The following is a 26,101-nucleotide window of genomic DNA, read 5'->3' on the forward strand; positions in this document are numbered from 1 at the left end:
GAAATTAAATTCACATTGCTCCAATATTAAATAAAATTTGTATCTTTGCACCCAACTACAAATATTGAATCGATGATTATTCATTCATATCTGACAACCTTCGGACGCTATCTGATGCTGATGGGACGCACATTCTCCGTTCCCGAGCGTTTCCGCATGTTCTGGAAGCAATACGTCAAGGAAATGGAGCAGTTGGGTGTCAACTCCATTGGCATCGTGCTGCTCATCTCGTTCTTCATCGGTGCCGTGATCTGCATCCAGATGAAGCTGAACATTGAGAGCCCTTGGATGCCTCGATGGGTAGCGGGATTCACCACGCGCGAGATCATGCTGCTAGAGTTCTCGTCATCCATCATGTGTCTGATTCTGGCAGGCAAGGTGGGGTCTAACATTGCCTCGGAGCTGGGCACCATGCGCGTCACCCAGCAGATTGATGCACTCGACATCATGGGCATCAACTCGGCCAGCTATCTCATTCTCCCAAAGATTCTGGGCATGCTCACCATCATGCCATTCCTGGTCATCTTCTCGTCGGCCATGGGCATCGGTGGTGCTTATGGCACAGCCTTCATCGGACATATCATGACACCCGACGACCTGACGTTGGGTCTGCAGCACGACTTCATCCCCTGGTTCCTGTGGATGTCTATCATCAAGAGCCAGTTCTTTGCCTTCATCATCTCCAGTGTGCCCGCCTACTACGGCTACACCGTGGAGGGAGGTTCGGTGAATGTGGGCAAGGCATCTACCGATGCTGTTGTCAGCTCGAGCATGCTCATTCTGTTCAGTGATGTATTCTTAACCCAGTTGCTGTCATGATAGAAGTCAAGAATCTCTATAAGTCTTTCGACGAAAAGCAAGTATTGAAAGGCATCAGCACCGTCTTTGAGGATGGCAAGACCAACCTGATCATCGGTCAGAGCGGCAGTGGTAAGACCGTGCTCATCAAGAATCTGGTGGGACTCCTTGAGCCTACCAGCGGACAGATCCTCTACGACGGGCGCGACTTTGTACACATGTCGAAAGAAGAGAAGGTGATGATGCGCCGCGAGATGGGCATGATCTTCCAGAGTGCGGCCCTCTTCGACTCGCTCACCGTGCTCGAGAATGTGATGTTCCCTCTGGACATGTTCTCGTCGATGACGCTGCGCGAGCGCAAGAAGCGCGCCATGGACTGTCTGGATCGTGTCAACCTCATTGGTGCCGAAAACAAATACCCGGGCGAGATCAGTGGTGGCATGCAGAAACGCGTGGCCATTGCCCGTGCCATCTCGATGAACCCTAAGTATCTATTCTGCGACGAACCTAACTCGGGTCTTGACCCTAAGACTTCATTGGTCATCGACGACCTGCTGCACAGCATCACTCAGGAGTTTAAGATGACCACCATCATCAACACCCACGACATGAACTCTGTGATGGGCATTGGCGAAAACATCGTGTTTATCTACGAAGGCCACAAGGAGTGGCAGGGCGTCAGCAGCGACATCATGCACAGCACCAACCAGAAGCTCACCGACTTTATCTTTGCCAGCGACCTGCTGAAAGACATGCGTGCGGCCATTCTTAAGAACGAATAAAGGTCGTCTCTCCCACCCGTTCAGCAGCTATTAGCACGCAAAAGTTACGCTTTTAAACGCTTATACAGTAACTATTGCAAGCCAAGAGTGCCACTTTTAGCTTGCAATAGTTACTGTTTTGGTATCCATCTAGAGTCTAGAATCAGTCATTCTAAAGTCTAGAAGCACTAGTTCTAAAGTCTAGAAGCACTAGTTCTAAAGTCTAGAAACGCCACTTTTAAAGTCTAGAATCAAAACAATAGTTTCTGTTCTAGCCCCTAGAATGGTCACTTCTAGCCCCTGGATGGGCTGCTTCTAGGGGCTAAAAGTGGTCGTTCTAGGGGCTAGGAACGTCTCATCCAGGGGCTAGAATGACACCAAAACTAACGCTTTTGCAGGTCAAAACTAACCCTATTGCAAATCAAAAGCTAAACTATGACGTTGCAAAACCGCCCCTATTATCATGCCATGGGATAGAAAACTAACTTATACACACAAAGCGCCGCCTCTCGAATGGAGAAGCGGCGCTTTGTGTATATGATAGGGATGGATATCAATCGCCCAAGAATTCAAGAATGAGGGTCTGCCGAGGCTGCAGCTTCAGGTCTTGCGACAAGTCATAAGTGCGTCCTGTGAGTACATCTTGCACTTTGGTGGCCGAACCGATGACCTCGGCATAGCGCTTCACTGGCATCACTGCAGGACGAGACGTGCCGTTCATGATGGTCATCACCGTGTTGCGATGCCAGCTGCGACTGATGACATAGATACCATTATATGGTATGAACTGCTTCTGCATGCCACGGATAATCGTCTCGTTGCCATTGCGCCAATGCAACAGGTTGCTCAACCATGAGAACATCTGATTCTCTTTGGCCGTGCGCCCTTCCTTGGTGAATGCGCTGTGCTGGTCGCCAGGGAAGCCACCGGGGAAGTCCTTGCGCACATACCCATCGCTGCGGTCCATGGTGCCCGTCATCATGATCTCGGTGCCATAGTACAACTGCGGAATGCGTCGCACGGTGAGCAACAGTGCCAGGGCTTGCTTCAAGGCCAACGAGTCTTCGCCATTAGCCAAGAAACGATGGGTGTCGTGGTTGTCAAGGAAAGCCATCACCGACGAAGGGTTGGGATACAGATAGTCGTAGGCAAACGAGTTGTAAAGGCGGTTCATGCCGCGCCACCAGCCATCGGTCTCCTCGCGCTTGGCAGAGTCCATAGCCTCCTGGAACGAGAAATCCATCACGGTTTTCAGATAGCTATTGGTATCGGACAACTTTGAGTCTTTTTGCCATGAGGCGGTATAGGCTGGCTTAGTGACCCACGTCTCGCCGACGGTGTTGAAATTAGGATATTCCTCGTCGAGCTCTTTCATCCACTGCGCCATGGGCTCACGGAAGGCATAGGGATAGGTATCCATGCGGATGCCGTCGATGTTGGCTGTCTCTATCCACCAGATGGAGTTCTGGATGAGATAGCGCATTAGGTGGGGGTTGTGCTGATTCAGGTCGGGCATCGTGGAGACGAACCATGCGTTCTGCGTCTCCTGCTTATCAACCTCGGCAGCATAAGGATCGACCACGGGTGTCAGCTTATAACTGGTCTGCTGGAAACTAGTGCCACGGGAATCGCTGGTGCCTCCCGACTCCTTCAACCATTCTGACTGGTTGAACCAATCTTTCGAAGGCATGTCGCTGACCCACGGATGTTCGAAACCACAGTGATTGAAAATCATGTCCATCACTACCTTCAAGCCGCGCTGATGGCAATCGGCAATCAGACGACAATAGTCATCGTTGGTACCAAAGCGAGGATCCACACGGTAGTAGTTGGTACAGGCATAACCATGATAGGTGGACCATGTCTCCATCATGTCGGGTGAGTCATTCTCCAGAATGGGCGTAAACCAAAGGGCTGTGACACCCAGGTCATTGAAATAGTCCAGATGTTCACGCAAGCCTTCCAAGTCGCCACCATGACGCAGTGATGGTGCCTGGCGGTCTTCACGATACTGACGCAGGCCTTTCACCTGCGATTGATGGTGAGCACCCTGAGCAAAGCGGTCGGGCATCAACAGATAGAGCACATCGCTGATATCGAAACCACGATGGTCTTCACCTTTCATCTTGCGGGCTTTCAACTGATACTGTACTTTCTTCTTGTCGAAGTTCAGCGTCAGCATGCCAGGCTTGGCATCACCCACGTTCATATAGACCAACAGGTAGTTGGGCGAGTCGAGGCGCACCAAGCTATCGATACGCACACCAGGATAGTCGGTGGTGACAGAGGCAACATCGCGTATGCCCTTGCCATAGACCATCAGCTGAACCTGTGGATTCTTTAATCCCACGTACCAATCGGTAGGTTCGATACGGTCAACAGAAACCTTTGCCGCATGAGAGGCGGTGAACTGTGCCACAAGGGCCAGCATCAATATGATTCGTTTCATTTGCTTAGTTATGAATGATTAATGCAGATTGAGGATCTACCAACACGCGGTTGCTGTGCACCTCGCCCAGTCCTTTCTCGCTGATCTGGCCATCGCAGCACACCACCTGATAACGGCCTTTGGGGATATCCACCATTTTTGCCTCGCGGTTGGCATTGAGGACAACGATGATGTCGTTCCACTCGTCGCCACCGGCATGGCCTTTCAGTGCATAAGCCACCACGCAGTCGTCGTTGGTATCGAGGAACATGAGATGCTTGTTGACCAGCGCTGCATCGCCCAGACGGAAAGCCGGATGATTCTTTCTGAGTGCGATGAGGTTCTTATAGTAGTTGAACACCTGCGGGTATTGCTGCTTACGGTGCCAGTCTATCTGGTTGACACTGTCGGGCGACTCAAAGGAGTTGTGCACGCCCTTCTTATCGCGCAACAATTCTTCGCCGCTCAACATAAAGGGGATGCCCTGAGAGGTAAACACGGCAGTCTGTGCCAGCAGGTCGAGACGCACCAGTTCGTCGTCCTTGATGCCTGGTATGCTGGAACGCAAGCGGTCGGTGAGACACATGTCGTCATGACAGCTCACATACGCCATCATCTGTGTAGGCTCAAGAGCATAAGGAGCGTCAGAGTAGTTCACCTTGGTATAGTCCACCTGTGGATGAACGATCATGCCAGCAATGCCGGCCTTTAAGCTTTCCTCCATGCCAGGGATGCCGGCAAGGAAAGCACCCTTACTATCATCGGAGAAGGGGCCGCGCAATGCATCGCGCATGTCGTCGGAGAAAGCAGCAATGCCAGGCAACTGACGGATGTTGGCCTTCATGCCCAACTGCTCGTTGGGGATGGCACATGCACCGGCACTCCATCCTTCGCCATACATGAAGATGGCAGGGTCTATCTTGTCGAGGGCAGCACGTATCTGCTTCATGGTCTCGATGTCGTGAACACCCATCAGGTCGAAACGGAAACCATCGATGTGGTACTCGTTGACCCAGTATTTCACGCTCTCAATCATGAACCGGCGCATCATGGGGCGCTCGCTGGCCGTCTCGTTGCCACAACCAGAGCCATTGGAATACTGGCCGTCGGTGGTCTTACGATAGAAATAGTCGGGATAGGTCTTCTGGAAATTGCTGTTGTCGATGTTGTACGTATGGTTATACACCACATCCAGAATCACGGCGATGCCGGCCTGATGGAGCGCCTGCACCATCTGCTTAAACTCGGTGATGCGTGTGGTGGGGGTGTAGGGGTCGGTGGAATAGCCGCCCTCGGGCACGTTGTAGTTCACCGGGTCGTAGCCCCAGTTGTACTGAGGCTCGTCGAGACGGGTCTCGTCCACCGAACCATAGTCGTAGGAAGGCAGGATATGCACAGCATTGATGCCCAACTCCTTGAGATAATCGATGGCCCACAGCTCTGTCAGTGCCAGATATTTGCCGGGATATTTAGCCGACTCGTTGGCCACCGAGAAGTCGCGGTGGTGCATCTCATAAACGATGATATCCTTGAAAGGACGACGCACGGGAATATCCGCATCCCAGTCTTTGGGATTGGTTTCGGCCATATCCACGACAACGCCCTTCTGGCCGTTGACAGTGACGGCCTTGGCAAAGACACCTGGCGAGGCCTGGCCGTTGACCAGGAACTCGTAGGTCTTGCCTTTCTGGTCGCCCACAGCAGTAGCAGTCCAAATGGTGTCGGCCAATTGCTCCATCTGAAGGGTATCCTCCCCTATCACCACCTGACAGGTGGCGTTAGAAGGTGCAAAAAGTTTGAATACCGTCTGACGGGGGGTATAGGTCACCTCATCAAACGTGAAACACTCTTTCACTGGTTCACACGCAACAATCAACGCTGCCATTCCTGCTAATACTGCTTTTTTCATAGGCTTATCTTGCTATGAGCGATACGGCAAAGCCACCTCCAGGAGCTTCGGTGAGCTTCAGCACATCACCCTGTTTAACAACTTTCTTTGTGATTACATAGGCTTTAGGATTCTTCTCGTAGTGAGCATCTTTGGCGTCGGCATAGATGGTACAGTCGTACTTGCGACCCTTGTCGAGGAAGTCGAGCTTGATGACCGACTTATGACCGTTTTCATCGCACTTGCCACCAACGAACCAGTTGTTGGTGCCTTTTGCCTTACGAGCCACTGTGATATAGTCGGCAGGCTCGGCCTCGAGATATTTTGACTCGTCCCAGTCCACGGCCACGTCCTTGATAAACTGGAAGGCATCCATATACTTGGCATAGTTCTCGGGCAGGTCGGCAGCCATCTGCAGCGGACTGTAGAAGGTGACGTAGAGTGCCAGCTGACCTACCAGCGTGGTGTGAACATAGTTGGGGTTGTCGCTCCAGGTCTTCAGCTGGGTCTCGAGCACACCGGGGGTGTAGTCCATCGGACCACCCTGCAGACGGGTGAAGGGCAGAATGACGGTATGGTCGGGGCGTGAGCCACCGAAAGCCTCGTACTCGGTACCACGAGCAGCCTCGTTGCCCACCAGGTTGGGATAGGTACGACACAAACCTGTAGGACGTACGGCCTCGTGAGCATTGACCATGACATGATGCTTGGCGGCCTCCTTGATGCACAACAGGTAGTGGTCGTTCATAGACTGGCTATAGTGGTGGTCACCGCGGGGGATGATGTCGCCCACATAACCACTCTTCACGGCATCGTAGCCGTACTTGTTCATCAGGCTATAGGCCTTCTCCATGTGGCGCTCGTAGTTCTGCGTAGAAGAACTGGTCTCGTGGTGCATCATCAGTTTCACGCCCTTAGAATGCGCATAGTCGTTCAGCATCTTGATGTCGAAGTCGGGATAAGGGGTCACGAAGTCGAAGACATCACGCTTCCACATGTTGGCCCAATCTTCCCAACCGATGTTCCAACCTTCTACCAGCACCTGGTCCAGTCCGTTCTCGGCAGCGAAGTCGATATAGCGCTTCACCTTCTCGTTGTTGGCACCGTGACGACCGTTTGGCTTCACGCTGTTCCAATCCACCTTATCTATATATACAGAGGGATAGTCGTCAGTGTAGTTCCATGAGCTCTTGCCCACAATCATCTCCCACCACACACCGCAGTATTTCGTGGGGTGAATCCAAGAGGTATCATCAAGCGCGCAAGGCTCGTTGAGGTTCAGGATGAGGTTTGACGACAGCATATCGCGGGCATCATCGCTGACCATCACCGTGCGCCAGGGCGACTGACAAGGCGTCTGCATGCAACCCTTCAGGCCAGTGGCATCGGGTGTGAGGTGGCTGACGAAGGTGAAGGGCTTTGGCAACGGACAAACAGAGGGCTTTGGCCAGGGTGTGTATGCGTTGCTGTTGCCTTCGAGCTTGGTAGAGAAGGCCTTGGTCTGCTCATCAATCAGTTCCAGATGCATAGTGGCATAGTTCACACAGGCAGCCTCGTGGATGTTGATATACAAGCCATCGGCCGACTTCATCTGCAGGGATGTCTGCACACCAGTCTCAGAGAACACTGCTACCGACGAGTTGCCCCAGTTCACGGCCTGCTTCAGACGACCTCTGATCTCAGAGAGCTTGGTCTCCTGAGTCTCTGTCTCCTGAGTGTCATAGTCGCCAGCCAACCACCATGCGGTGTGGTCGCCGGTCATGGCAAACTCGGTCTTCTCTTCTTGAATCAGGAAATAGTTCAAGTTCTTTTGCTGCGGGAACTCATAACGGAAACCGATACCGTCATTATAGACGCGGAAGCGAACCACGATCTCGCGCTGTTCCTTTTCCTGCTGCAACGTTGCGGCATACTCATTATAATGGTTCAGAATGGCACTGGTCTCGCCCCATACAGGGCGCCAGGTCTCGCTGAATTCTGAAGTTTCCTCTTTCTTGATCTTGAAACCATCCAAGAGGTTGGTCTCATCCATACCTTTGGATGCATGCTTGTCCTTGGCCAGTTCGAGTCCCAAGTGCGAGGGGGCTACAACGGTTTTCCCCTTGTAGCTCATCTCATAGACAGGACGGCCATTGCCATCTACAGAGAAGTTTACTACCACATTTCCGTTAGGCGATTTTACCTCAGCGGCCATCGCCATCACGGGCACAGCCAACACTGCGAAGAGTGCTTTAATTTTCATACTTACAATCTAGCTTTTTGATATATTATTATAAGAGTTATTTCATCTTCCTCCACGGCGTATCAACATAGCCACCTCGCGGTTGAAGGCGTCAGCCTGCATCAGCTGTTCGATGGTGAGATGCATGCGATAGCGCCAGTAGTGACGTGGATTAGCGGGGATGTTGATACGCTCGGCATCGGCATCGGGCAGGCGCAACTGCTCGTTGATGCTCAGCCAGTCTTGAAGTGACAACAGGCAAAGCATGGATGGCGACATGAGGTGCATGGACACAATCTCCTCGGCGAGATAGCCTGTCAGGGGATGTGGTGCCGGACCATCATGGTGCAGCATCTGGTTGTAATAGGCCTGCGTCTGCTCGTAGTCTTCGTCCCACCACTGGCGCAGTGTGGCCATGTCGTGTGTGGAAATGGTGGCCACCGAGCGATAGGGATTATGCTGCAGATGACCGAAACGCACGGTGGGATTCTTTGGCATGGACTGTATCTCGAGCGAGAGTATGCGCAACTCGTCCATCACCCAGGGCACGCAGTCGGGCACCATGCCCAGATCCTCGGCACAAACCAGCATGCGGGTGGCTTGGGTCAGCAGGGGCAACTTCTTCATGGCCTCGGTATACCAGAACTGGTTGTTGCGACGATAGAAGTAATCGTTGTAAAGACGATTGAAAGCATCCTTGTCGTTGTCCCACAGGGCCTCGTAGATAAAATCGTTTTGAACGCCAATGCGGGGATGGAACTTATGCGCATCCTTGCGGTCGCGCACAAAGAGTACGTCGCTAATGAGGGCATACAGTCCGTCGCGCAGGGCATCCTCGTTCTTATCCTTTGCCCATGCTTCCACCTTGCGCTGGGTGTCAAATTCGGGTTTCATCTCCCAGATGTCATCGTGCAGGTGGTTCAGGAAGTGTTCCTTCACGTAGGAAGCTCGTTCGCCAAAGGTGCGCTGCAGTGTCCAGTCGGCAATGAAGGGGCGTGTGAAGAACTCTTCCTGGAAGTGTAGGCCGTAGGCTTCTATCTCTTCTTTAGTCATGCCCAGCGCTGGCGAGAACTGACCCAACAAGCCATGAACGGCATCGATGGGTATCTCCCAGATACGGAAGAAGCCCAGCACGTGGTCAATGCGATAAGCATCGAAATACTCCTGCATCTTGCGGAAGCGGCGCACCCACCACTGACAACCATCACTGAGCATCTCGTCCCAGTTGTAGGTGGGGAAGCCCCAGTTCTGTCCGTTGACAGAGAAGGCATCGGGCGGAGCACCAGCCTGTCCGTTCAGATTGAAATAGCGTGGCTCTACCCAAGCCTCAACGCCATAGCGCGAGATGCCGATGGGGATGTCACCCTTCAGGATAACGCCCTGTTTGCGGGCATGATCGTGAGCGGCACGCATCTGTTGGTCGAGATTATACTGAACGAAATACCAGAACTCTACGGTTTTCTGGTCGGCCTTAGGCAACTTTGCAGGCCACTCTGAGAACTGGGCCGTGGCGTATTTATCACGAAAATAGCAGAACCGGGCATAGGGTTCCAGCCAGTCTTTATTGTTTTCAAAGAAGGTCTTATAGGTGGCACGGCGCTTGATGCCGGTCCACTCTTGTGCAAAAACAGCCTGCAGATAGTCCATCTTCGACTTGTTCACACGCTCATAGTCTATCTGTGGCAGTGCGTTCAACTCCTGACGAAGTTGTTCGAACGAAGCACGCTGGGCCTCGTCTTTCAGCGCTGGCAACTGTCGCAGATCGGTGTATTGCGGATGAAGCGCATAGATGCTGATGGAGTTATAGGGATAGGAGTCCTGCCAAGTGTGCGTAATCGTGGTATCGTTGATGGGCAGCACCTGCAGGATGCGCTGCTGCGTTTTGGCACACCAGTCAACCATCAGCTTCAGATCGCCGAAGTCGCCCACGCCAAAACTGCCTTCTGAGCGCAAAGAGAAGACGGGCACAACCGTACCGGCACCCTTCCACGAAGGAATAGAGAACCAGGCTTGGTTCAACTCATAGACCACCACTTCGCCATGTGACATTTCTGAATTCAACAGCACACGATTGCTACCATTCTCCCAAACCACGGGCTCGCCCATGATGATAAACTTGAACTCGAACATCTCGGGCAGCCTGTCGGCATCCAGACTGATGACCCACTCGTGGTATGCATGCTCTGTCATCGGACGTGCCTTGGCACAATCCCAATAACCCAGATAGGATGCATTGCCCACAATGGCCAGTTGAGAACCGGTTTGCAACTGGGGTGCACGCACCTTTAAGCGTATCGTATGCGCATACTCGGTGTTGGTGCTCGGTTTGCACTCACGAGCCATCACACAGTCTGTAAAGGCTGATGAATAGAGGAAGCTATCCTCTGGGATATCAATCCAGTGGTCAAAGACTCTGTAGCAAGCGCCTTTCACGGACGTCAACTCCAGTCTATGAGGCTCAACAAGCCACTCATGGCGCATCACCTTGTTTCCGCGACATACACTATAGTAGTAGTCAAAACAACCTTTCTCTGAGCAAGAGATCTCTGCCGTCCAGTGCAATCCGTCGCTCGTTGACATGGTATGAACTTCCGTCTGGTTGTTATCTACAATGATATTCATCACCAATTGTTCGCCAAATGATGTCTGATAATCAAGGTTGAATAGTAATTTCATACGCTTATTTAGTTATAATTGCTACAAAAATAGCAATTTTATGGATTACTATTTTGCTTCTATGGATATATTTCGAATTTTGTTGCACGTAAACGTTTGCACAACACCAAATATTAGTCGGAAGATTTACCCCTAATAATAGTTACACAGAGTGCACCCACTGCCAGCATAGCGCCTGCAATGAACATCATGTTGTACTGATGACTGCCCACCAGCGAGAGGATGACACCACCCAACAGGGCTGCCGCAATCTGAGGCAAACAGATGGTGCAGTTGAACAAGCCAAGATAGGCGCCCATGTGTCCGTAGCCCTGAAGGGCATTGGTGACCAGTGCAAACGGCATGGCCAACATGGCTGCCCATGCGCAACCGATAAGCAAGAAGGGGACAAAGAGCACATACTGATCGTGTACAAAGGGGACTAGCGCGAAGCCCAGGCCACCCAGCAGCAGACTGAAGGCATAGGCAATTTTCACGTTTTTGAATTGAGGCAGCACCATGGCCCACAATACTGCGCCTAACGTTTGCACACCAAAGACAATACCTGTCCAGTTGCCTGCCTCCTGATAGCCTGCCGAAGCGACATCCGTTGTGCCCCATACGGTATCAGAGATAGTGCCCGTGGTATAGTTCCACATATACAGGAAGGCGGCCCATGAGAAGAACTGCACCAGTCCTACCTGCCAGAATGCAGCTGGCGCCTTGCGCAACAGCGCAATCCAGTTGGCACTTTCTTCCTTCTGTTCAGAAGGTGCGTTATACTCTACATATTCCTGTGGCGTCCACTCCTTCACCTTGAGGGTCGTATAGATCACACAGAGGATCAGGATAAGTGCACCTATATAAAAGGAATAGATAACCGAATCGGGCACCACACCCGTAGGAGCGGTGTTGGCGATACCTACAGCCGTGAAGATGAAAGGAAAAGCAAAGCCGATGAGTCCGCCGGCATTACACAAGAACGACTGGATGGAATAAGCCTTCGTCTTCTGTTTCTCATTGACCATATCGCCCACCAACATCTTGAAAGGCTGCATAGCCATATTAATAGAGGTGTCGAGAAACATCAGGGCACAGGCGCCAAACCACAAGGCGGCACCCACCGAAAGACCGAAAGAACCCGCATTGGGCAGTAGCAACATGACCAAAACAGCCATTGCTGCACCGACGAACAGATAAGGAATACGACGACCGAAACGCGTCCAGGTGTTGTCGCTAAGCGTGCCGACAATGGGTTGCACAAGCATGCCCATCAATGGAGGCAGCACCCAGAAGAAACTGAGTGAATGAGGATCAGCACCCAGCGTGGCAAAGATGCGAGAGATGTTTGCACTCTGCAGCGAATAAGCTATTTGTACGCCAAAGAAGCCAAAGCTCAGGTTCCAGAGCTTCCAAAAGTTTAAATTAGGTTTTTGTTTCATATTGTTTTGTTTCTTAGTCATCAGTACTTCGTTTGGTTCCCTCAGGAACGCTCGTTGGCCAACATCCCGTCAGTGTTCACCTCGTGGTGCCCCTGACAATCAGGCGTGTTCTGACCAGTCGCCTCTCTACATGATCTCTTGGGATAGTGCCTTCTACATAACCAATGAGGATATTGGCAGCCTCCTCGCCCACCATCTCGCCGCGCTGCTCTACCGTGGTAAGCATCGGGTCGCAAGACGTGGCCCTGATGCCATTGGTAAAGCCACAGATAGACACATCTTCGGGCACACGCATACCCATATGTTTCACCGTGTAGAGTATGCCTAAAGCCGTATCATCGTTGATGGCAAAGAAGGCATCGGGATAGACGTCACCATCGAAAAGCGTCGGTGTCATCAACTCGGCATCGTGACGTGTGTCACAGATGCGTGTCATCGATTCGTCAAACGGGATCTTATTCTTCAACAGCGCATCCTTATAGCCATTGAAACGGTTCTTGGACGTTTCCAGGTTCAGCGGTGAACCGAAATAGGCAATGCGACGACAACCTGTGCGGATGAGATAGCTCACGGCATTGAAGGCACCCATATAGTCATCTACCACCACCCGACTGGCGTTGATGCCCGTACATATTCTATCATAGAAAACCAGGGGCACACCAGCTTCTATCAACCTGTTGAAGTGATCGTAATTATGAGTATCCTTCGATTGAGACACAATGACACCACAAACTTTCATCTCAATGAACGACTGACACAGCTTGGTCTCCGTCTCGTAGTGCTCGTTGCTCACTGCCACCACGATGTGGTAGCCATGGGCTGCCGCCTCCTCCTCGATACCTTTCAGGACAGAAGAGAAATAATAGTGTACCAGTTCTGGCAGAATCACACCGATCAGTTTCTGAGGTTTAACCTTTGACAAACGCAACATCTCGGCCAAATGGTTGGGAACGAAATTATGCTCGCGTGCAAACTGTTGTATGCGCAAGCGCTGCTCCTTTGATATGCGGGGAGAATCTTTCAAGGCTCGCGACACCGTAGCAACGGAGATGCCCAGTTCCCTTGCTATGTCTTTCATTGTCAACGAAGTATTCTCTTTCATGTCGTTTTGGATATTCATAGTTTTATGATGTTGCAAAATTATTAAATAATTAAATCGGGTGTTCTCCTATGAACTTATTTCGTTAGCAAATAAAATTGCAAACGTTTGCACCACTTACTATAACGATTTTAATCATTAAAAAGTATCAACGGATTGAAAAAAATCTATCTTTGCAACGGATTTCTAACTATAACAGCTAAAACGATAAAGACAAACATAGGCCCATTTGAACAACAATAAACAATAACATATTATACTAATAACTAACTTTTAATTAATTAAACTATTGTAATGATGAAGCAGGTAAACATTAAATTACCATTCAGGATGCTAGCCCTCGTTGTGGGCATATTCCTGACACTGGGAGCCTTTGCACAGAACATTACTGTGAAAGGTCATGTGAAAGATGCTACAGGTGAAGCTATCATCGGTGCAACCGTACGCGTGGCAGACACACAGAATGCCACCGTCACCGACTTTGACGGTAATTTCACATTGCAGGCTAATCAGGGTGCAACCATCCAGATTTCGTATGTAGGCTATCAGGTGGCAACCGTCAAGGCTACACACAATGTGGTGGTAACACTTCAGGAAGACCAAGCCGTCATCAATGAAATCGTTGTCATTGGTTATGGTCGCGCTAAGAAGAACGACCTGACTGGTTCTGTCACAGCCATCAAGCCCGATGAGATGAGCCATGGTCTGCAGACGAGTGCCGACGACATGCTGTCTGGTAAGGTGGCAGGTCTGAACATCGTCAATGAAGGTGGTGCTCCTGGTGCAGGTTCTACCATCCGCATTCGTGGTGGTGCTTCGCTGAACGCATCCAACGAGCCTTTGTATGTTGTCGATGGTCTGCAACTCGACCCTGCAGGTATCTCGGGCATGAACCCATTGGCATCTATCAACCCTAACGACATCGAGTCTTTTACCGTACTGAAAGATGCATCTGCAACAGCCATCTATGGTTCTCGCGCATCTAATGGTGTCATCATCATCACCACTAAGAAAGGTAAGACAAACAGTGCTCCAAAGGTAAGCTTCAATGGTAGTGTTTCAATCTCTATGAAGAAAAAGACCCTCGACGTGTTTGATGGTCCTGGCTTCAAGAGCTTCATTGCAGACAAGTTTGGTGAAGACAGTCCAGAATATGCACTTCTGGGCTACCGTGATGCAAACGGCAATCAGCTGTTTGCCAACACCGACTGGCAGGACGAGATCTATCGTACAGCCATTCAAAGAGACTACAACATCACCGTTACCGGTGGTACGGCACACATGCCATATCGTATCTCAGGCGGTTTCACCAACCAGCCTGGTATCGTTAAGTCAACCTTCTTCCGTCGTTATACGGGCAGCTTCAACTTGGCTCCAGAACTGCTGAACGACCACTTGCGTCTGAACATCTCTGGAAAGATCATGAACGCTGAGCGTCGTTGGGACAATGGTGCTGTTGGTGCAGCCGCCTATATGGATCCTACGAAGCCTATCCACATGGATCAGGACCTTTACAAGGATTATTTCAACGGCTATTATCAGTGGGCTAAGGCTGCCTCATACCCCAATGACAACAACTGGCAATATGCATACGACGCCAACGCCACAGCAAACCCCGTTGCTCTTACAGAGAACAATGGTACGTTGTCTAAGGCCCTGACCGTACAAGGCAACTTTGGTTTTGACTATGCCATCCACGGTTTTGAGGACCTACATATCCTTGGTAACCTGGCAGGTAACCTCACACGTGCACGTCAGGAGACCACCAATAGTCCTCTCACCACCTCTAGCTACTACTACGGCTGGGACGGTTGGAGTAAGAACAACAACTACAACCACATCTTCAATATCTTTGCACAGTACACCAAGGAACTGGTAAAGGATGTTCACAACATCGATGCACAGGTGGGTTATGAGTGGCAGCGCTATCACGCTGAAAGCGATAACTATGGCTACGGCCGAATTCCTGAGACAGCCTCTGTTGGTGCTGGCGACCGTTACAACGAGCCTACCGGTATCACCGAATGGAAATCAGAGAACCGCCTGCGTTCTTGGATTGGCCGCGTCAACTATACTCTGTTGAACCGCTACCTCTTCACCTTCACCATGCGTGCCGATGGTTCTTCTCGTTTTGATACAGGCGAAAAGTGGGGCTACTTCCCTGCAGCCGCTTTTGCATGGCGTGTAAAGGAAGAATCTTTCCTGCGCGACAATCAAACCATTAACGATTTGAAGATCCGTTTGACCTATGGTAAGACTGGTCAGCAGAACATTGGTTATGACTTCTACTACATGCCTACATTCACAGCCAACTACGACCACGCCTACTACCCCATCTTCGGTAATGGCCAGACCGTACGTCCAGGCGTTTACAATCCTGACCTGACTTGGGAGAAGACCACCACATACGATGCTGGTTTCGATATCTCTCTGTGGAACAACCGCTTCAGCCTGACTGCAGACTGGTACTATCGCAAGACCACAGACCTGATTAACAATGTCTATGTTCCTGCAGGCGCCAACTTCGGTGCTCAGACCGTAGGCAACATTGGTAAGCTCCACAACACTGGTGTCGAGGTCATGACAACCGTACGTCCTATCGTTTCTAAGGACCTCAGCTGGGAGATTACCTATAACTTCACTTACAACAAGAACAAGATCGACGACCTGGCTTCCGACCTGATTGAATACGGCGGCATTGGCTTGTCTAAGAATGGTAAAGCCTACCAGACTGGCCACTCAGCCTCTTCATTCTACGTATATCGTCAGGTATATGATGAAAAGGGCAACATTGTGCCTCACACCTTTGTTGACCGTAATGGTAACGGCATTCTCGACAGTGGCGACCGCTACTTCTACTATCATTCAGATCCCGACTTCACCATGGGCTTAGGTTCTAAGGTCATCTACAAGAACTGGGATTTGAGCTTTAACTCACGCGCCAACATTGGCAACCACGTATTCAATGCCAACATCAACGGCACTTATATCAGCGCTGCCGGTTTGGGCTCTGTGTTGAATTTCATGCACAACATTCCTACACAGGCTTTGAAATATGGTTTGACCGATTCTTCAAATGCGCAAGCCTGCTCTGACTGTTGGATTCAAAATGCCTCATTCTTCAAGCTCGACAACGTCACCTTGGGTTATTCGTTCAAGAAGTTGTTCGGCTCTGACATCAGTGGACGCGTCTATGCCACCGCCCAGAACATCCTCACCATCACCGACTACGACGGTCTGGATCCTGAAATCCAAGGTGGTATCGAGAGCAACATCTATCCTCGTCCGTTCACTACCGTAATTGGCGTGAACCTTAATTTCTAACCGCACCTTAATATATTAAATGAGAATGATTATGAATATCAAAGGTATAAAAAACATGATGGCTGTGGCCTGTGTGGGAGTTGCCTCACTTTGTTTCACAGCATGTTCTGACGATTCCAACATATTTGGTGGTTCGTTGCATCCCAACAACCCCAACCCAAAGCAAACCACAGTACCTGACTATGATGGAATTCTGAATAAGATATATGGCAACATGGCACTGACCGGTCTGACAGGCCCTCACGGAGACAGTGACCTTCCCAGCGACATCGATGAAGGTATGTCTGTGTTCATGCGTGTTATCTGGTATGCCAACGAACTGCCTTCCGACGAAGCACTCTGTGCCTGGCTAGACGATGATGGTATTCCCGAATTCAACCGTGGCACCTGGAGCGATGGTCATCCCCTACTCCGTGGTATTTATTACCGTTGTCTGTTTGGTGTGACGCTTTGCAACTACTTCCTTGACAATGCTTCATCATCTATCGACGACTACAGTCATAAAGTTGCCGAGGTACGCTTTATGCGCGCTCTTTATTACTATTACCTGATGGACATGTTTGCCAATCCTCCATTTGTTACGAGCGTAACCTCGGAGGCTCCCAAGCAGGCCACCCGCACAGAAGTATTTAACTTTATTGAAAGCGAGCTGAAGGACATTATCGGCGAAGGCCAAAGCAAAGATGTGCTTGCTCCCGCACAGGAAGTGAAATATGGTCGTGCAGACATCGTAGCAGGCTACATGCTGTTGATGCGTGCCTACCTGAATGCCGAAGTATATACCGGCACAGCCCGTTGGGCCGATGCCCGCACTTATGCTGAAAAGGCTATCCAATCTAAGTATGAGCTAAGCACTACAGAAAAGAACGGATACAATGGTTATCAACTGCTGTTCATGGGCGACAACGACACCAATGGTGCACAGAAAGAAATCGTATTCCCAATTCTGTTCGACGGTGAGTTGACCCAGAGCTGGGGCGGCGTATTCCTCTGCGCAGGTTCTGTTAATGCCGAGGACATCAAGCTTTACGACACTGGTATCAGCTCTAACTGGGGTGGTATTCGTGCAAAGCCCTACTTCATTCAGAAGTGGTTCCCAAACAATAATGCTCCCGAAGGAACACCTGTTGACGTAACAGCAGCAGCTAGTGACGACCGTGCCCTCTTCATGACCAAGAATCACACATTGGAGATGACCGCAGAAGACGACTTCTCTACTGGTTATGGCTACATCAAGTTCCTGAACACACACGCTGACGGTTCTCCTATCCACAATGCCGAGCATACCGACTATGACTTCCCACTCTTCCGCTTGGCCGAGGCTTATCTCACCTATGCAGAAGCTGATGCTCGTCTGAATGGCGGCAACGTGAGCGCCGATGGTCTGAAATACATCAAGGATTTGCGCGCCCGTGCACATGCCAACAGCAACCTCAGCGCATTCTCGCTGGCAGATATTGAAGACGAGTGGAGCCGCGAGTTCGGTTTCGAAGGCCGTCGCCGCATAGATATGGTTCGCTTTGGCAATTTCACTGGCACTCGTCGTGTATGGATTGGTGGAACAGCTAACGGTGGCACACTTTCTGCCTACCGCAGTATCTTCCCATTGCCTTCAAGCGATCTGATTGCTAATCCTAATCTGAAACAGAACAACGGTTATAAATAAACCTATCTGAACGATGGTGCGCTGGAGGCACCTGCCTCCCAGCCACATCAAGACAAAAGGAAATAACATAATAAAATTAACGACAATGAAAAAATTAAGTATATTTTCATCGATACTCATGGCATTAGCAGCCTTTACTGCCTGCTCTACCGATCGTGATGAGAATCCTGTTCTCACTGTCCCAAACAGCGGTAGTTTCGAGCTCTATGCTCCTGGTATCACCTCCAATACCATTGACATGGACCACTCTGAAAGCATGACTTTCAAAGCCAACCAGCCCAACTATGGTTATACAGCACCTATCATCTACATGATGGAATTTGCTGCTTCTGAGGATGGCAACACATGGTCTTCATGGCAAGCAACAGAAACGACCAACGAGAACTGCAAGGCTATCACGGTTCCCATCAAAGAAATCGCCGGTGCAGTAACATCTGGCTTGATCGAGTTGGGACGTGCCGAGGTAGAATTTCCTCTGGCAGCATCTGTCAAAGCCCGTGTTCATGCTTTTCTCAGAGGTTTGGAAGAAACCACTTCTACCTATTCTCAGGAAGTGAAGTTCAATGCCACCACTTCATTCGTCATGCCTCCCGTTGAGATTCTGAAGCTCTACATGGTTGGTGCACTGACCAACTGGAACAAGACGGATGCACAGAAAGCCCTCTTCTATCCCGAAGGTGACGACATCTACACCTACACCACACAATTCACGAACAAGGCCAACCTGAAGATCTGGACCTTGGAAGACCTGTTAAAGGAGAATTGGGATGGTGCTTATGGTTCTAAAACAGATGGCTGCGAAGATCCTTCTGGCGAAATGGTCAACGAGAAAGCAGGTGCCATCACCGCTCCATCAAGCGAGTTCTACACCTTCACCTTCGACAAGCACCACATGACCTACGAGTGGAAGAAGCTCGAGAATCAGACTCCTACTGAGTATGAAGCCATGTACGTGGTTGGTGGCTTTAACGAATGGCCTGGAGATACTGGCGAAGAGATGACACAGGTGACACCTCACAACTGGTATGTAAAGATCAAACTTACCGCAGCCACAGAGCTGAAGTTCCGTGCCAACCACAACTGGGATGTGAACTGGGGCTATGGCTCAAACAAGGATTGGACACCCAATGCCGATTCCTTCGCAAAGATTGGTGCCAACGGTGCAGGTAACATCGCTGTTGAAGCAGGTACCTATCATTTCTACCTCAACGACATCACGAATCAGATGCTGATTATTCCTGACGAATAAAGGACTCAACAACTCTAAAAACATTAGAACTATGAAAAAGTTATCATTATATATGCTCGCTTTTGCGGGATTGTTCATGACCTCTTGCGGTCTTGAAGATAACGAGTTTGCCAGCCTTACTACAGTAGAAGCTGACGGTACGGTTGCACTCCCCGGCTTTGCTGCAGTACAAGCAGACCCTGTAGATCTCAACGCCGTTGAAATCGGCGATGCCCAGGACATCAAGGTATTCTCTATTTCTGAAGCTGCGCTTCCTGAAGGCGTCGTACTCAGCAGGGCAGAGATCGTGTTTGAAGACGGCAGCAAAATACCTGCCACCGCCGATGGTATGGTATCAGGTACAGACCTTTCTACTTATGTAGCCTCGCAGTTTGGCACCGTGCAGGAGCTCAAGACACTCAAGGGCACCATTCTTCTCTTTGCCTCACAAAACGGTTCTGCAGTGAAGATCAATGCCGGCGACATCAACCTGCAGGTTATGCCTAAGAAAGCAAAATTCGATCCTTACATCTTCTTCATTGGTGCCACCGACGGATGGGCAGCTTCCGACCAGAAGTTATACACTGCAAATGGTGACGGCATCTACACTGGCTATTGCTATGTGGCCGATCCTAACAGCTATGGCCTGGGATTCAAATTCCAGAAAGTGGCAGGCTCTTGGGACGACCAGATCAATGCCGGTACCTTTGAGACCAAAGAAGGCGTTTCCGGAACCGACAACATCGAGGTGGCCGAAGCAGGCGTTTACTATTTCGAGATTGACCTGGTTAAGAAGTCTATCAAAGCAACCAAGATTGACTACATGGGTGTCACTGGTGGTTTCACCGGTTGGAACGAAGGTAGCCAGATGACTTGGAATCCTACCGACTACTGCTTCGAACTGACCACAGCAACACCTATTGAAGGCGAGTGGAAATTCCGTGCCAACGGTCTTACCGACAATGACTGGAAGATTAATCTCGGTGGAGACAAAGATGACCTTACTTTGGGCGGTGGCAACTTAACCATCAGTGGTAAAACGATCAAGCTCTACCCCACTCGTAAGACATCTGACAAGATTTACTGCACAGTAGAATAATCAGTAACTAAAAAACATTTTCTGATATGAAAAGAATTATTAATATAGCAACTGCAGTGGCACTCTTCTTCGGAGTGTCCACCGCAGCCAACGCACAGAGCGTAGAGGAAAAGTATCCCTACAACTTCTTTGGCATACAGGGTGGCGGACAGATCACACTGACACACTACAAGGCCATGGACCTGTTCACACCACAAGTTGCAGCCCAGTTTGGTCGCTACTTCAACTCCAAGATTGGTGCACGTCTGCACGTGCAGGGTTGGGAGATTGGCGGTGGCATGAAAGCCAGTCGTTACCCCTTCCTGACGGCCGACACGAAATATAAGTTCAAGGCTGTCACAGGCGATGTTGACCTCTTGGTGAACCTGACCAACTTCATCAGCCCCAATCGTCAGAACGATTTCTTCGACTGGGTCTTCATCGCTGGTTTCGGCACCAACTACGGCTGGGACTTCGATGAATACTACAACATCCACGCTCAGAAGGATTTCGGCAACAACACCGTTGGTCCTGAGACCAGCGATCCCGACCGTTGGACCTTCAACGGCCGCTTCGGCACTCAGTTCAACTTCAACCTGTCTAAGAGCCTTGCACTGGGACTGGAACTCGATGCTAACTATAAGAACGACGAGTTCAACCTGAAGCGCAACTATGAGTCTGACTGGCAGATTGCAGCCTTCCTGGGACTGACCTTCAAGTTCGGTGCACCTAAGGCTAAGAAGCCCGTGATGGTTGAAGAGACCTACTTCGTTGACGAGCCTTACACAGAGATTGTGAAGAAGCAGCGTCCTATCGAGACTGTTGAACAGGCCAACATGGAGAAGGTGGTTTACTACCAGATCCGCGTCAGCGACGTTCAGAAGGGTCAGGGCATCGACGAAGCCATCAAGGAGGCTGCCGAGCTGATCAAGACCGATCCTAACGCCAAGATCACCGTTGTCGGTTATGCCGATGCCGGCACAGGTACACACGAGATCAACGAGCGCCTCTCTAAGGAGCGTGCCGAGGGTGTTGCCAACAAGCTGATCAACGAGCACGGCATCAAGGCCGAGAACATCACCACCGAGTGGAAGGGCGACAGCGTTCAGCCATTTGCCGAGAACGACAAGAACCGCTGCGTCATCATCAAGGGCGAAGGCAAGTTCAAGGTCACCAAGTACCAGGAGTACGAGGAAAAGGTTGAGAAGACTCGCCAGGTAGAGAAGACCCGCATGGTCGAGAAACAATAATCCGACACAAGCAGAGGTCTCCTACCCCTGTGATACAAGAAGAGACGGACATCACCAAGCATGTCCGCCTCTTTTTACCCTCTAAAGCTAAACAACTAAGTAATATTCGATTATGAAGAAACTACATTTTATCATTCTTTCCCTGTTGATGCCACTGACCATGTCAGCACAAGGTTGGCCAGCCAACTATGGCGGTGTCATGCTGCAGGCGTTCTTCTGGGACTCGTTCGACGAGACCAACTGGACTGTACTCGAAAAGCAAGCCGACGAAATGGCGGGCACCTTCGACCTGGTGTGGCTGCCCCAGAGTGGCAACTGCGGCGGCAAGTCCATGGGCTACGACGACCTGTATTGGTTCTCCAACTACAACAGTTCGTTCGGCACCGAGGCTGAGCTGCGCTCGCTCATCAACACGTTCAAGAACAAACAGATCAAAACCATCGCCGATGTGGTCATCAACCACCGTCGCAACATGTCTAACTGGGTGGACTTTCCTGCCGAGACCTACAAAGGTGTGACCTACGAGATGAAGTCCACCGACATCTGTAAAAACGATGATGGCGGCAAGGCTGCTACCGAAGCCCAGAAGCTGGGCCTCAGCGTGAGCAACAACAACGACACCGGCGATGATTGGGATGGCATGCGCGACCTGGACCATAACAGTGAGAACGTGCAGACCATCGTCAAGGCCTACCTCAACTTTCTGATCAACGACCTGGGCTATGCGGGCTTCCGCTATGATATGGTGAAAGGCTACTCGCCCTCGTTCACCGGCATGTATAACAAAGCATCTAACCCCGAGTTCTCCGTAGGCGAATGCTGGGACGGCACAGGGACCATCGTCAACTGGATCAATGGCACCAAGGTGAACAACGAGATTCAGAGCGCAGCCTTCGACTTCCAGTTCAAGTATGTGGTGCGCAATGCCACCGATGCTCGCAGCTGGAGCAAACTGAACCAACAGAACGGTGACAACTGGCCCATGATCAGCAGCAACTACAGCAACGGCAGCTACCGCCGCTATGCCGTCACCTTCGTTGAGAACCACGACACGCAGCTGCGCAGAGACGGTTCTTCAAGCGGTCCGCTGGTGCGCGACACGCTGGCAGCCAATGCCTACATGCTGGCCATGCCTGGCACACCCTGCGTGTTCCTGCCCCACTGGCTCGACTACTCTACCGAGATCAGGGCCATGGTGGCCGCCCGCAAGTTTGCCGGCATCACCAACCAGAGCAACTACACCAACATATTTAGCGTTACCAACTTCCTTATCAATAGCATTGACGACAACCTAGCTGTAGCTGTTGGCAACGTGAATGGCACCAACATCTCCATCGATACCAACAAGTGGAAAAAAGTGCTCGAGGGCCATCACTACGCCTACTTCCTGCCCGCCTCAAAGAATACGGCCTACGTTGATCTGGCACCAGGTGTTTACACCGGCGAACAGAAGGCCATGCTAACGGCTGTCACTGCCAGCAATGCTGAGCTGGTCTATACCACCGACGGACAGGATCCTACGGCCAACAGCACCAAGGTGGCCAGTGGCACCAAGATCACCATCCCCGAGGGCACCACCACACTGAAGGTGGGACTGCTTATCAACAATCAGGTCAGCGGCATCACGACGCGCACCTATACGGTGAAGAAACCCGCCAGCGAGGAGATTGTGATACCAGAATTCTGCGTGGTCAATCCAGGCGAGACCTGTGCCTTCTTCGAAGCGCCTGCATCGTGGACCCAGACCATCAAGTGCTGGGCATGGAGCACCGTCAACTATACGGGTGGCACATGGCCGGGCGATGCCTGCACCAAACTGGGTGAGGCGCCCAACGGCAACAGTGTGTGGAAGTGGAGCTACAAAGGCCCACTCACCACTCAGCCCACACAGATCATCTTCAGCAACGGAGGTTCGCCACAAACCGCCGACCTGCCGTTTGTGAACACTGGCTATTACACCAAGAACGGACTGTTTGACAGCGTCACTGCCATCAACGGCATCAGTGCTTCACGCCCCCAGGCCGACCGTCGCTACTTCACGCTCGACGGACGCTGCGTAGGCACCACACCAGAGTCACTGCCCCGCGGCATCTATATAGTCAACAAGAAAAAGGTAGTGCTGAAGTGAGGCACCACCTTAATTTAGGTTTCATACATTTTTATTAACGGAGTAGTGATTCGCTTGCGGGTCACTACTTTTTTAGTATCGCCCTGACAACAAACCAACAATGCATCAGGAAGGTACTGACGTGGCCATAATGGCTCACCATCACACGGTAGCGCTCTTTCAGCGAGGCACGGTGGTTGGCCGTGGTGGCGCCCTCCTCGGTATAGTTTGCCACCACCATATTAATATTATAGAGCGGCAAGCCCATGCGTTCGGCCTCGCGCATCACGCGGATGCACCAGTCCACGTCGGCCGAGAAGCGATAGTGCGTATCGTACTGCAAGTTCTTAGCGATGTCTGTGCGCACATAAAAAGCCTGATGGCACACCAGCATGCCCTTTCTGAACGAGCGCCATGTGAGGTGGGCAGGTGGTTGCAGACGTCGCGGATACAGGTAGTGGCCCTCGCCATCCACGATGTCCGTGTTGCCATAGAGCACGGCAGGCAGTTCGGCCGTGGCACACTCGCTCAGTCGGCAGCGACGCACAATCTGCTCTATGGTGTCGGCCTGCGGGAAGAAGTCGCCCGCATTCATAAACACGATATAGTCGCCCGAGGCCTGCGTCAGTCCCTTGTTCATGGCATCGTAGATGCCGTGGTCGGGCTCCGACTGGATGATCACCTTATGGTGATTGCCCGAGGCATCGCTCACTTCCTTGTAGCGCTGCGCCATGCCGACGGTGCCATCCTTGGATTTGCCATCTACAATAAGATGCTCCACTCCCTCGTAGGTCTGGTGCAGCACACTTTGCAGCGTTCGCTCCAGCACCTGCTCGGCATTATAGGTGATGGTGACAACTGTGAAACGTATCATATCATTAAGTGTTTCTGAGCCAGCACTTGCTGATAAACCTCAATATAGCGCACCATCACCTGCTGCGTGGCATAGTGATGACGCACCTTCTTCACAGCCTCAGCACTCAGCGCTGCACGATCGGCCTTGTTCAGTATCCAGTCGATGCCCTTGGCCAAGTCTGCCACCGACCGATAGTCGGCCACATAGCCATTCTTCAGGTGGTCTATCTCTTCGGGGATACCGCCTACGCGGAAGCCCAGACAGGGCACGCCGCAGGCCATGGCCTCCATGATGGTGTTGGGCAGGTTCTCGCTGAGCGATGGCAGCACAAACATGCTGGCTGCCCTGTAAAGGCGCACTATGCGCTGGCGATCGCTGACATAGCCCATGGGATAGGCAGCGAAAGGCAACTGCTGCGCCACCTCGTCGGCATGGCCGCCCAGGATGACGACGCCCGTATTCTCTTTCATCTCGGGATGCTCGTCGGCCAGTTTCCGGCAGGCGTCTATCAAGTACTGCATGCCCTTGTTGGGGTTGGTGGCACGCTGACAGACAAACAAGATGAGGCGCTGGTCGGTGGGCAAACCCTCAGCCTGACAAGCCTCCTCGCGCGACCCTGGACAAAACAGGTTCACATCGATGGGGTTCGGGATGCTGGTGATGCTTTGTCCCTGCAGCAGGTCACTGCTCTTAGCCTCCTGCTCCAGCCACTTGCTGCAGGCCACAAACGTGATGCTGCCCTGTTCCAGCATGGCTTCCTTGCGTTTCCACACCCGTGTCGAAAGGTCATGTTCGCCTCCGCCGCCAGGCAGATACTTGCAGTTCTTACAGCCCGTGCGGAAGTTGTTGCATCCCAGCGTCAGGTGGCAGATGGCCGTAGCGGGCCACATGTCGTGCATGGTCCACACCACGGGTTTACCGCTGCGCAGGATCTTGCCGATGGTCTTCAGCGACAAGAAGCCCTGATTAATCCAGTGCAGATGAATGATGTCGGCCTCGGCAAACTCAGGCAGTCGCGTGATATCGGTGCCGGCATTGGCCAGGTCTATCTCGAAAAGATGGTCGCGCTGGAAGTGCAACTTACAGAACACCACAAAGCGTTCCCAAAGGAAATACCATCGTTTCTGCAGCTTTCCTTCCAGTCCCACCACGCTGATGTCCTGCGTCTGTTTGTCGCGCACCAGCATCTTGGCTTTTACACCATAATTATTTAGAGAAGCCATCAAACGGTTGGCTGCAACTGCTGCCCCACCCGTCTGTTCGCTCGTGTTCACAATCAATACTTTCATAAGCAGAGACA

At 51.3% G+C, this 26,101-nt stretch carries 16 protein-coding genes; 8 read left to right on the plus strand and 8 right to left on the minus strand.

From position 1 onward, the window contains the following. The first annotated feature begins 72 nt into the window (after window positions 1–72). Both T496_RS0112720 and T496_RS0112725 read left to right on the plus strand, forming a co-directional pair. Window positions 73–819, plus strand: coding sequence for an MlaE family ABC transporter permease (locus tag T496_RS0112720; protein WP_027451090.1), 747 nt, complete (start codon window positions 73–75; stop codon window positions 817–819). Continuing rightward, window positions 816–1,580 carry an ABC transporter ATP-binding protein gene (locus T496_RS0112725; RefSeq protein WP_027451091.1) on the plus strand — a complete coding sequence of 255 codons (765 nt, stop codon included), beginning with the start codon at window positions 816–818 and terminating at the stop codon, window positions 1,578–1,580. Before T496_RS0112720 ends, T496_RS0112725 begins: the two co-directional genes overlap by 4 nt. Before the next feature lie 532 nt (window positions 1,581–2,112). Here the strand turns inward: T496_RS0112725 and T496_RS0112730 are convergent. From T496_RS0112730 to T496_RS0112755, 6 genes are all read right to left on the minus strand, one after another. Further along, window positions 2,113–4,008 (minus strand): alpha-amylase family glycosyl hydrolase, encoded by a 1,896-nt coding sequence (locus T496_RS0112730; RefSeq protein ID WP_027451092.1) that lies wholly within the window; start codon window positions 4,006–4,008, stop codon window positions 2,113–2,115. Between the two features lie 4 nt (window positions 4,009–4,012). After that, the gene (gene pulA / locus T496_RS0112735; protein WP_027451093.1) at window positions 4,013–5,896 is read right to left on the minus strand and encodes a type I pullulanase; all 1,884 of its coding nucleotides are present in this window, start codon (window positions 5,894–5,896) and stop codon (window positions 4,013–4,015) included. 4 nt (window positions 5,897–5,900) lie between these two features. Then, window positions 5,901–8,117 carry a glycoside hydrolase family 97 protein gene (locus T496_RS0112740; RefSeq protein ID WP_027451094.1) on the minus strand — a complete coding sequence of 739 codons (2,217 nt, stop codon included), beginning with the start codon at window positions 8,115–8,117 and terminating at the stop codon, window positions 5,901–5,903. 42 nt (window positions 8,118–8,159) lie between these two features. Next, window positions 8,160–10,772 carry a 4-alpha-glucanotransferase gene (locus T496_RS0112745; protein WP_027451095.1) on the minus strand — a complete coding sequence of 871 codons (2,613 nt, stop codon included), beginning with the start codon at window positions 10,770–10,772 and terminating at the stop codon, window positions 8,160–8,162. A 113-nt stretch (window positions 10,773–10,885) separates the two neighbouring features. Continuing rightward, on the minus strand, window positions 10,886–12,193 hold the full coding sequence (locus T496_RS0112750; RefSeq protein ID WP_027451096.1) for an MFS transporter: 1,308 nt from the start codon (window positions 12,191–12,193) through the stop codon (window positions 10,886–10,888). A 76-nt stretch (window positions 12,194–12,269) separates the two neighbouring features. Further along, on the minus strand, window positions 12,270–13,295 hold the full coding sequence (locus tag T496_RS0112755; protein ID WP_027451097.1) for a LacI family DNA-binding transcriptional regulator: 1,026 nt from the start codon (window positions 13,293–13,295) through the stop codon (window positions 12,270–12,272). Between the two features lie 291 nt (window positions 13,296–13,586). Here T496_RS0112755 and T496_RS0112760 point away from each other — a divergent pair, with 291 nt between their 5' ends. The 6 genes from T496_RS0112760 to T496_RS0112785 all read left to right on the plus strand — a co-directional run bounded on the left by T496_RS0112760 (window position 13,587) and on the right by T496_RS0112785 (window position 23,966). Next, a complete protein-coding gene (locus T496_RS0112760; protein ID WP_197018968.1) occupies window positions 13,587–16,616 on the plus strand; it encodes a SusC/RagA family TonB-linked outer membrane protein in 3,030 nt (1,009 codons plus the stop codon). 31 nt (window positions 16,617–16,647) lie between these two features. Then, window positions 16,648–18,282, plus strand: coding sequence for a RagB/SusD family nutrient uptake outer membrane protein (locus T496_RS0112765; RefSeq protein ID WP_027451099.1), 1,635 nt, complete (start codon window positions 16,648–16,650; stop codon window positions 18,280–18,282). An 85-nt stretch (window positions 18,283–18,367) separates the two neighbouring features. Continuing rightward, the gene (locus T496_RS14590) at window positions 18,368–19,531 is read left to right on the plus strand and encodes a SusE domain-containing protein (protein WP_197018969.1); all 1,164 of its coding nucleotides are present in this window, start codon (window positions 18,368–18,370) and stop codon (window positions 19,529–19,531) included. A 31-nt stretch (window positions 19,532–19,562) separates the two neighbouring features. Next, a complete protein-coding gene (locus tag T496_RS0112775; RefSeq protein WP_081783671.1) occupies window positions 19,563–20,609 on the plus strand; it encodes a SusF/SusE family outer membrane protein in 1,047 nt (348 codons plus the stop codon). Between the two features lie 26 nt (window positions 20,610–20,635). Then, entirely contained in the window at window positions 20,636–21,838 is a 1,203-nt protein-coding gene (locus tag T496_RS0112780) for an OmpA family protein (protein WP_044111284.1), read from the plus strand. A 112-nt stretch (window positions 21,839–21,950) separates the two neighbouring features. Further along, window positions 21,951–23,966, plus strand: a complete 2,016-nt coding sequence (locus T496_RS0112785) for an alpha-amylase family glycosyl hydrolase (protein WP_027451102.1) — start codon at window positions 21,951–21,953, stop codon at window positions 23,964–23,966. Window positions 23,967–24,030: 64 nt separating this feature from the next. Here T496_RS0112785 and T496_RS0112790 read toward each other — a convergent pair whose 3' ends face one another. Beyond that, window positions 24,031–24,819 carry a glycosyltransferase family 2 protein gene (locus T496_RS0112790; RefSeq protein WP_027451103.1) on the minus strand — a complete coding sequence of 263 codons (789 nt, stop codon included), beginning with the start codon at window positions 24,817–24,819 and terminating at the stop codon, window positions 24,031–24,033. Continuing rightward, complete coding sequence (locus T496_RS0112795) at window positions 24,816–26,090, minus strand: glycosyltransferase family 4 protein (protein WP_027451104.1); 1,275 nt, start codon at window positions 26,088–26,090, stop codon at window positions 24,816–24,818. The genes T496_RS0112790 and T496_RS0112795 overlap by 4 nt, the downstream gene beginning before the upstream one ends. Window positions 26,091–26,101 lie beyond the last annotated feature (11 nt).

Origin of the sequence: Xylanibacter brevis P6B11 (genome assembly GCF_000621825.1) — a bacterium.
GTDB lineage: Bacteria > Bacteroidota > Bacteroidia > Bacteroidales > Bacteroidaceae > Prevotella > Prevotella brevis.

What these genes read in the sequence shown, in the direction of transcription:
- T496_RS0112725 (WP_027451091.1), top strand. Translation starts at nt 816, where the DNA reads ATGATAGAAGTCAAGAATCTCTATAAGTCTTTCGACGAAAAGCAAGTA.
- T496_RS0112760 (WP_197018968.1), top strand. Translation starts at nt 13,587, where the DNA reads ATGATGAAGCAGGTAAACATTAAATTACCATTCAGGATGCTAGCCCTC.
- T496_RS0112795 (WP_027451104.1), bottom strand. Translation starts at nt 26,090, where the DNA reads ATGAAAGTATTGATTGTGAACACGAGCGAACAGACGGGTGGGGCAGCA.
- T496_RS0112765 (WP_027451099.1), top strand. Translation starts at nt 16,648, where the DNA reads ATGAATATCAAAGGTATAAAAAACATGATGGCTGTGGCCTGTGTGGGA.
- T496_RS0112750 (WP_027451096.1), bottom strand. Translation starts at nt 12,193, where the DNA reads ATGAAACAAAAACCTAATTTAAACTTTTGGAAGCTCTGGAACCTGAGC.
- T496_RS0112775 (WP_081783671.1), top strand. Translation starts at nt 19,563, where the DNA reads ATGAAAAAGTTATCATTATATATGCTCGCTTTTGCGGGATTGTTCATG.
- T496_RS0112785 (WP_027451102.1), top strand. Translation starts at nt 21,951, where the DNA reads ATGAAGAAACTACATTTTATCATTCTTTCCCTGTTGATGCCACTGACC.
- pulA (WP_027451093.1), bottom strand. Translation starts at nt 5,896, where the DNA reads ATGAAAAAAGCAGTATTAGCAGGAATGGCAGCGTTGATTGTTGCGTGT.
- T496_RS0112740 (WP_027451094.1), bottom strand. Translation starts at nt 8,117, where the DNA reads ATGAAAATTAAAGCACTCTTCGCAGTGTTGGCTGTGCCCGTGATGGCG.
- T496_RS0112745 (WP_027451095.1), bottom strand. Translation starts at nt 10,772, where the DNA reads ATGAAATTACTATTCAACCTTGATTATCAGACATCATTTGGCGAACAA.
- T496_RS0112780 (WP_044111284.1), top strand. Translation starts at nt 20,636, where the DNA reads ATGAAAAGAATTATTAATATAGCAACTGCAGTGGCACTCTTCTTCGGA.
- T496_RS0112720 (WP_027451090.1), top strand. Translation starts at nt 73, where the DNA reads ATGATTATTCATTCATATCTGACAACCTTCGGACGCTATCTGATGCTG.
- T496_RS0112730 (WP_027451092.1), bottom strand. Translation starts at nt 4,008, where the DNA reads ATGAAACGAATCATATTGATGCTGGCCCTTGTGGCACAGTTCACCGCC.
- T496_RS0112755 (WP_027451097.1), bottom strand. Translation starts at nt 13,295, where the DNA reads ATGAAAGAGAATACTTCGTTGACAATGAAAGACATAGCAAGGGAACTG.
- T496_RS0112790 (WP_027451103.1), bottom strand. Translation starts at nt 24,819, where the DNA reads ATGATACGTTTCACAGTTGTCACCATCACCTATAATGCCGAGCAGGTG.
- T496_RS14590 (WP_197018969.1), top strand. Translation starts at nt 18,368, where the DNA reads ATGAAAAAATTAAGTATATTTTCATCGATACTCATGGCATTAGCAGCC.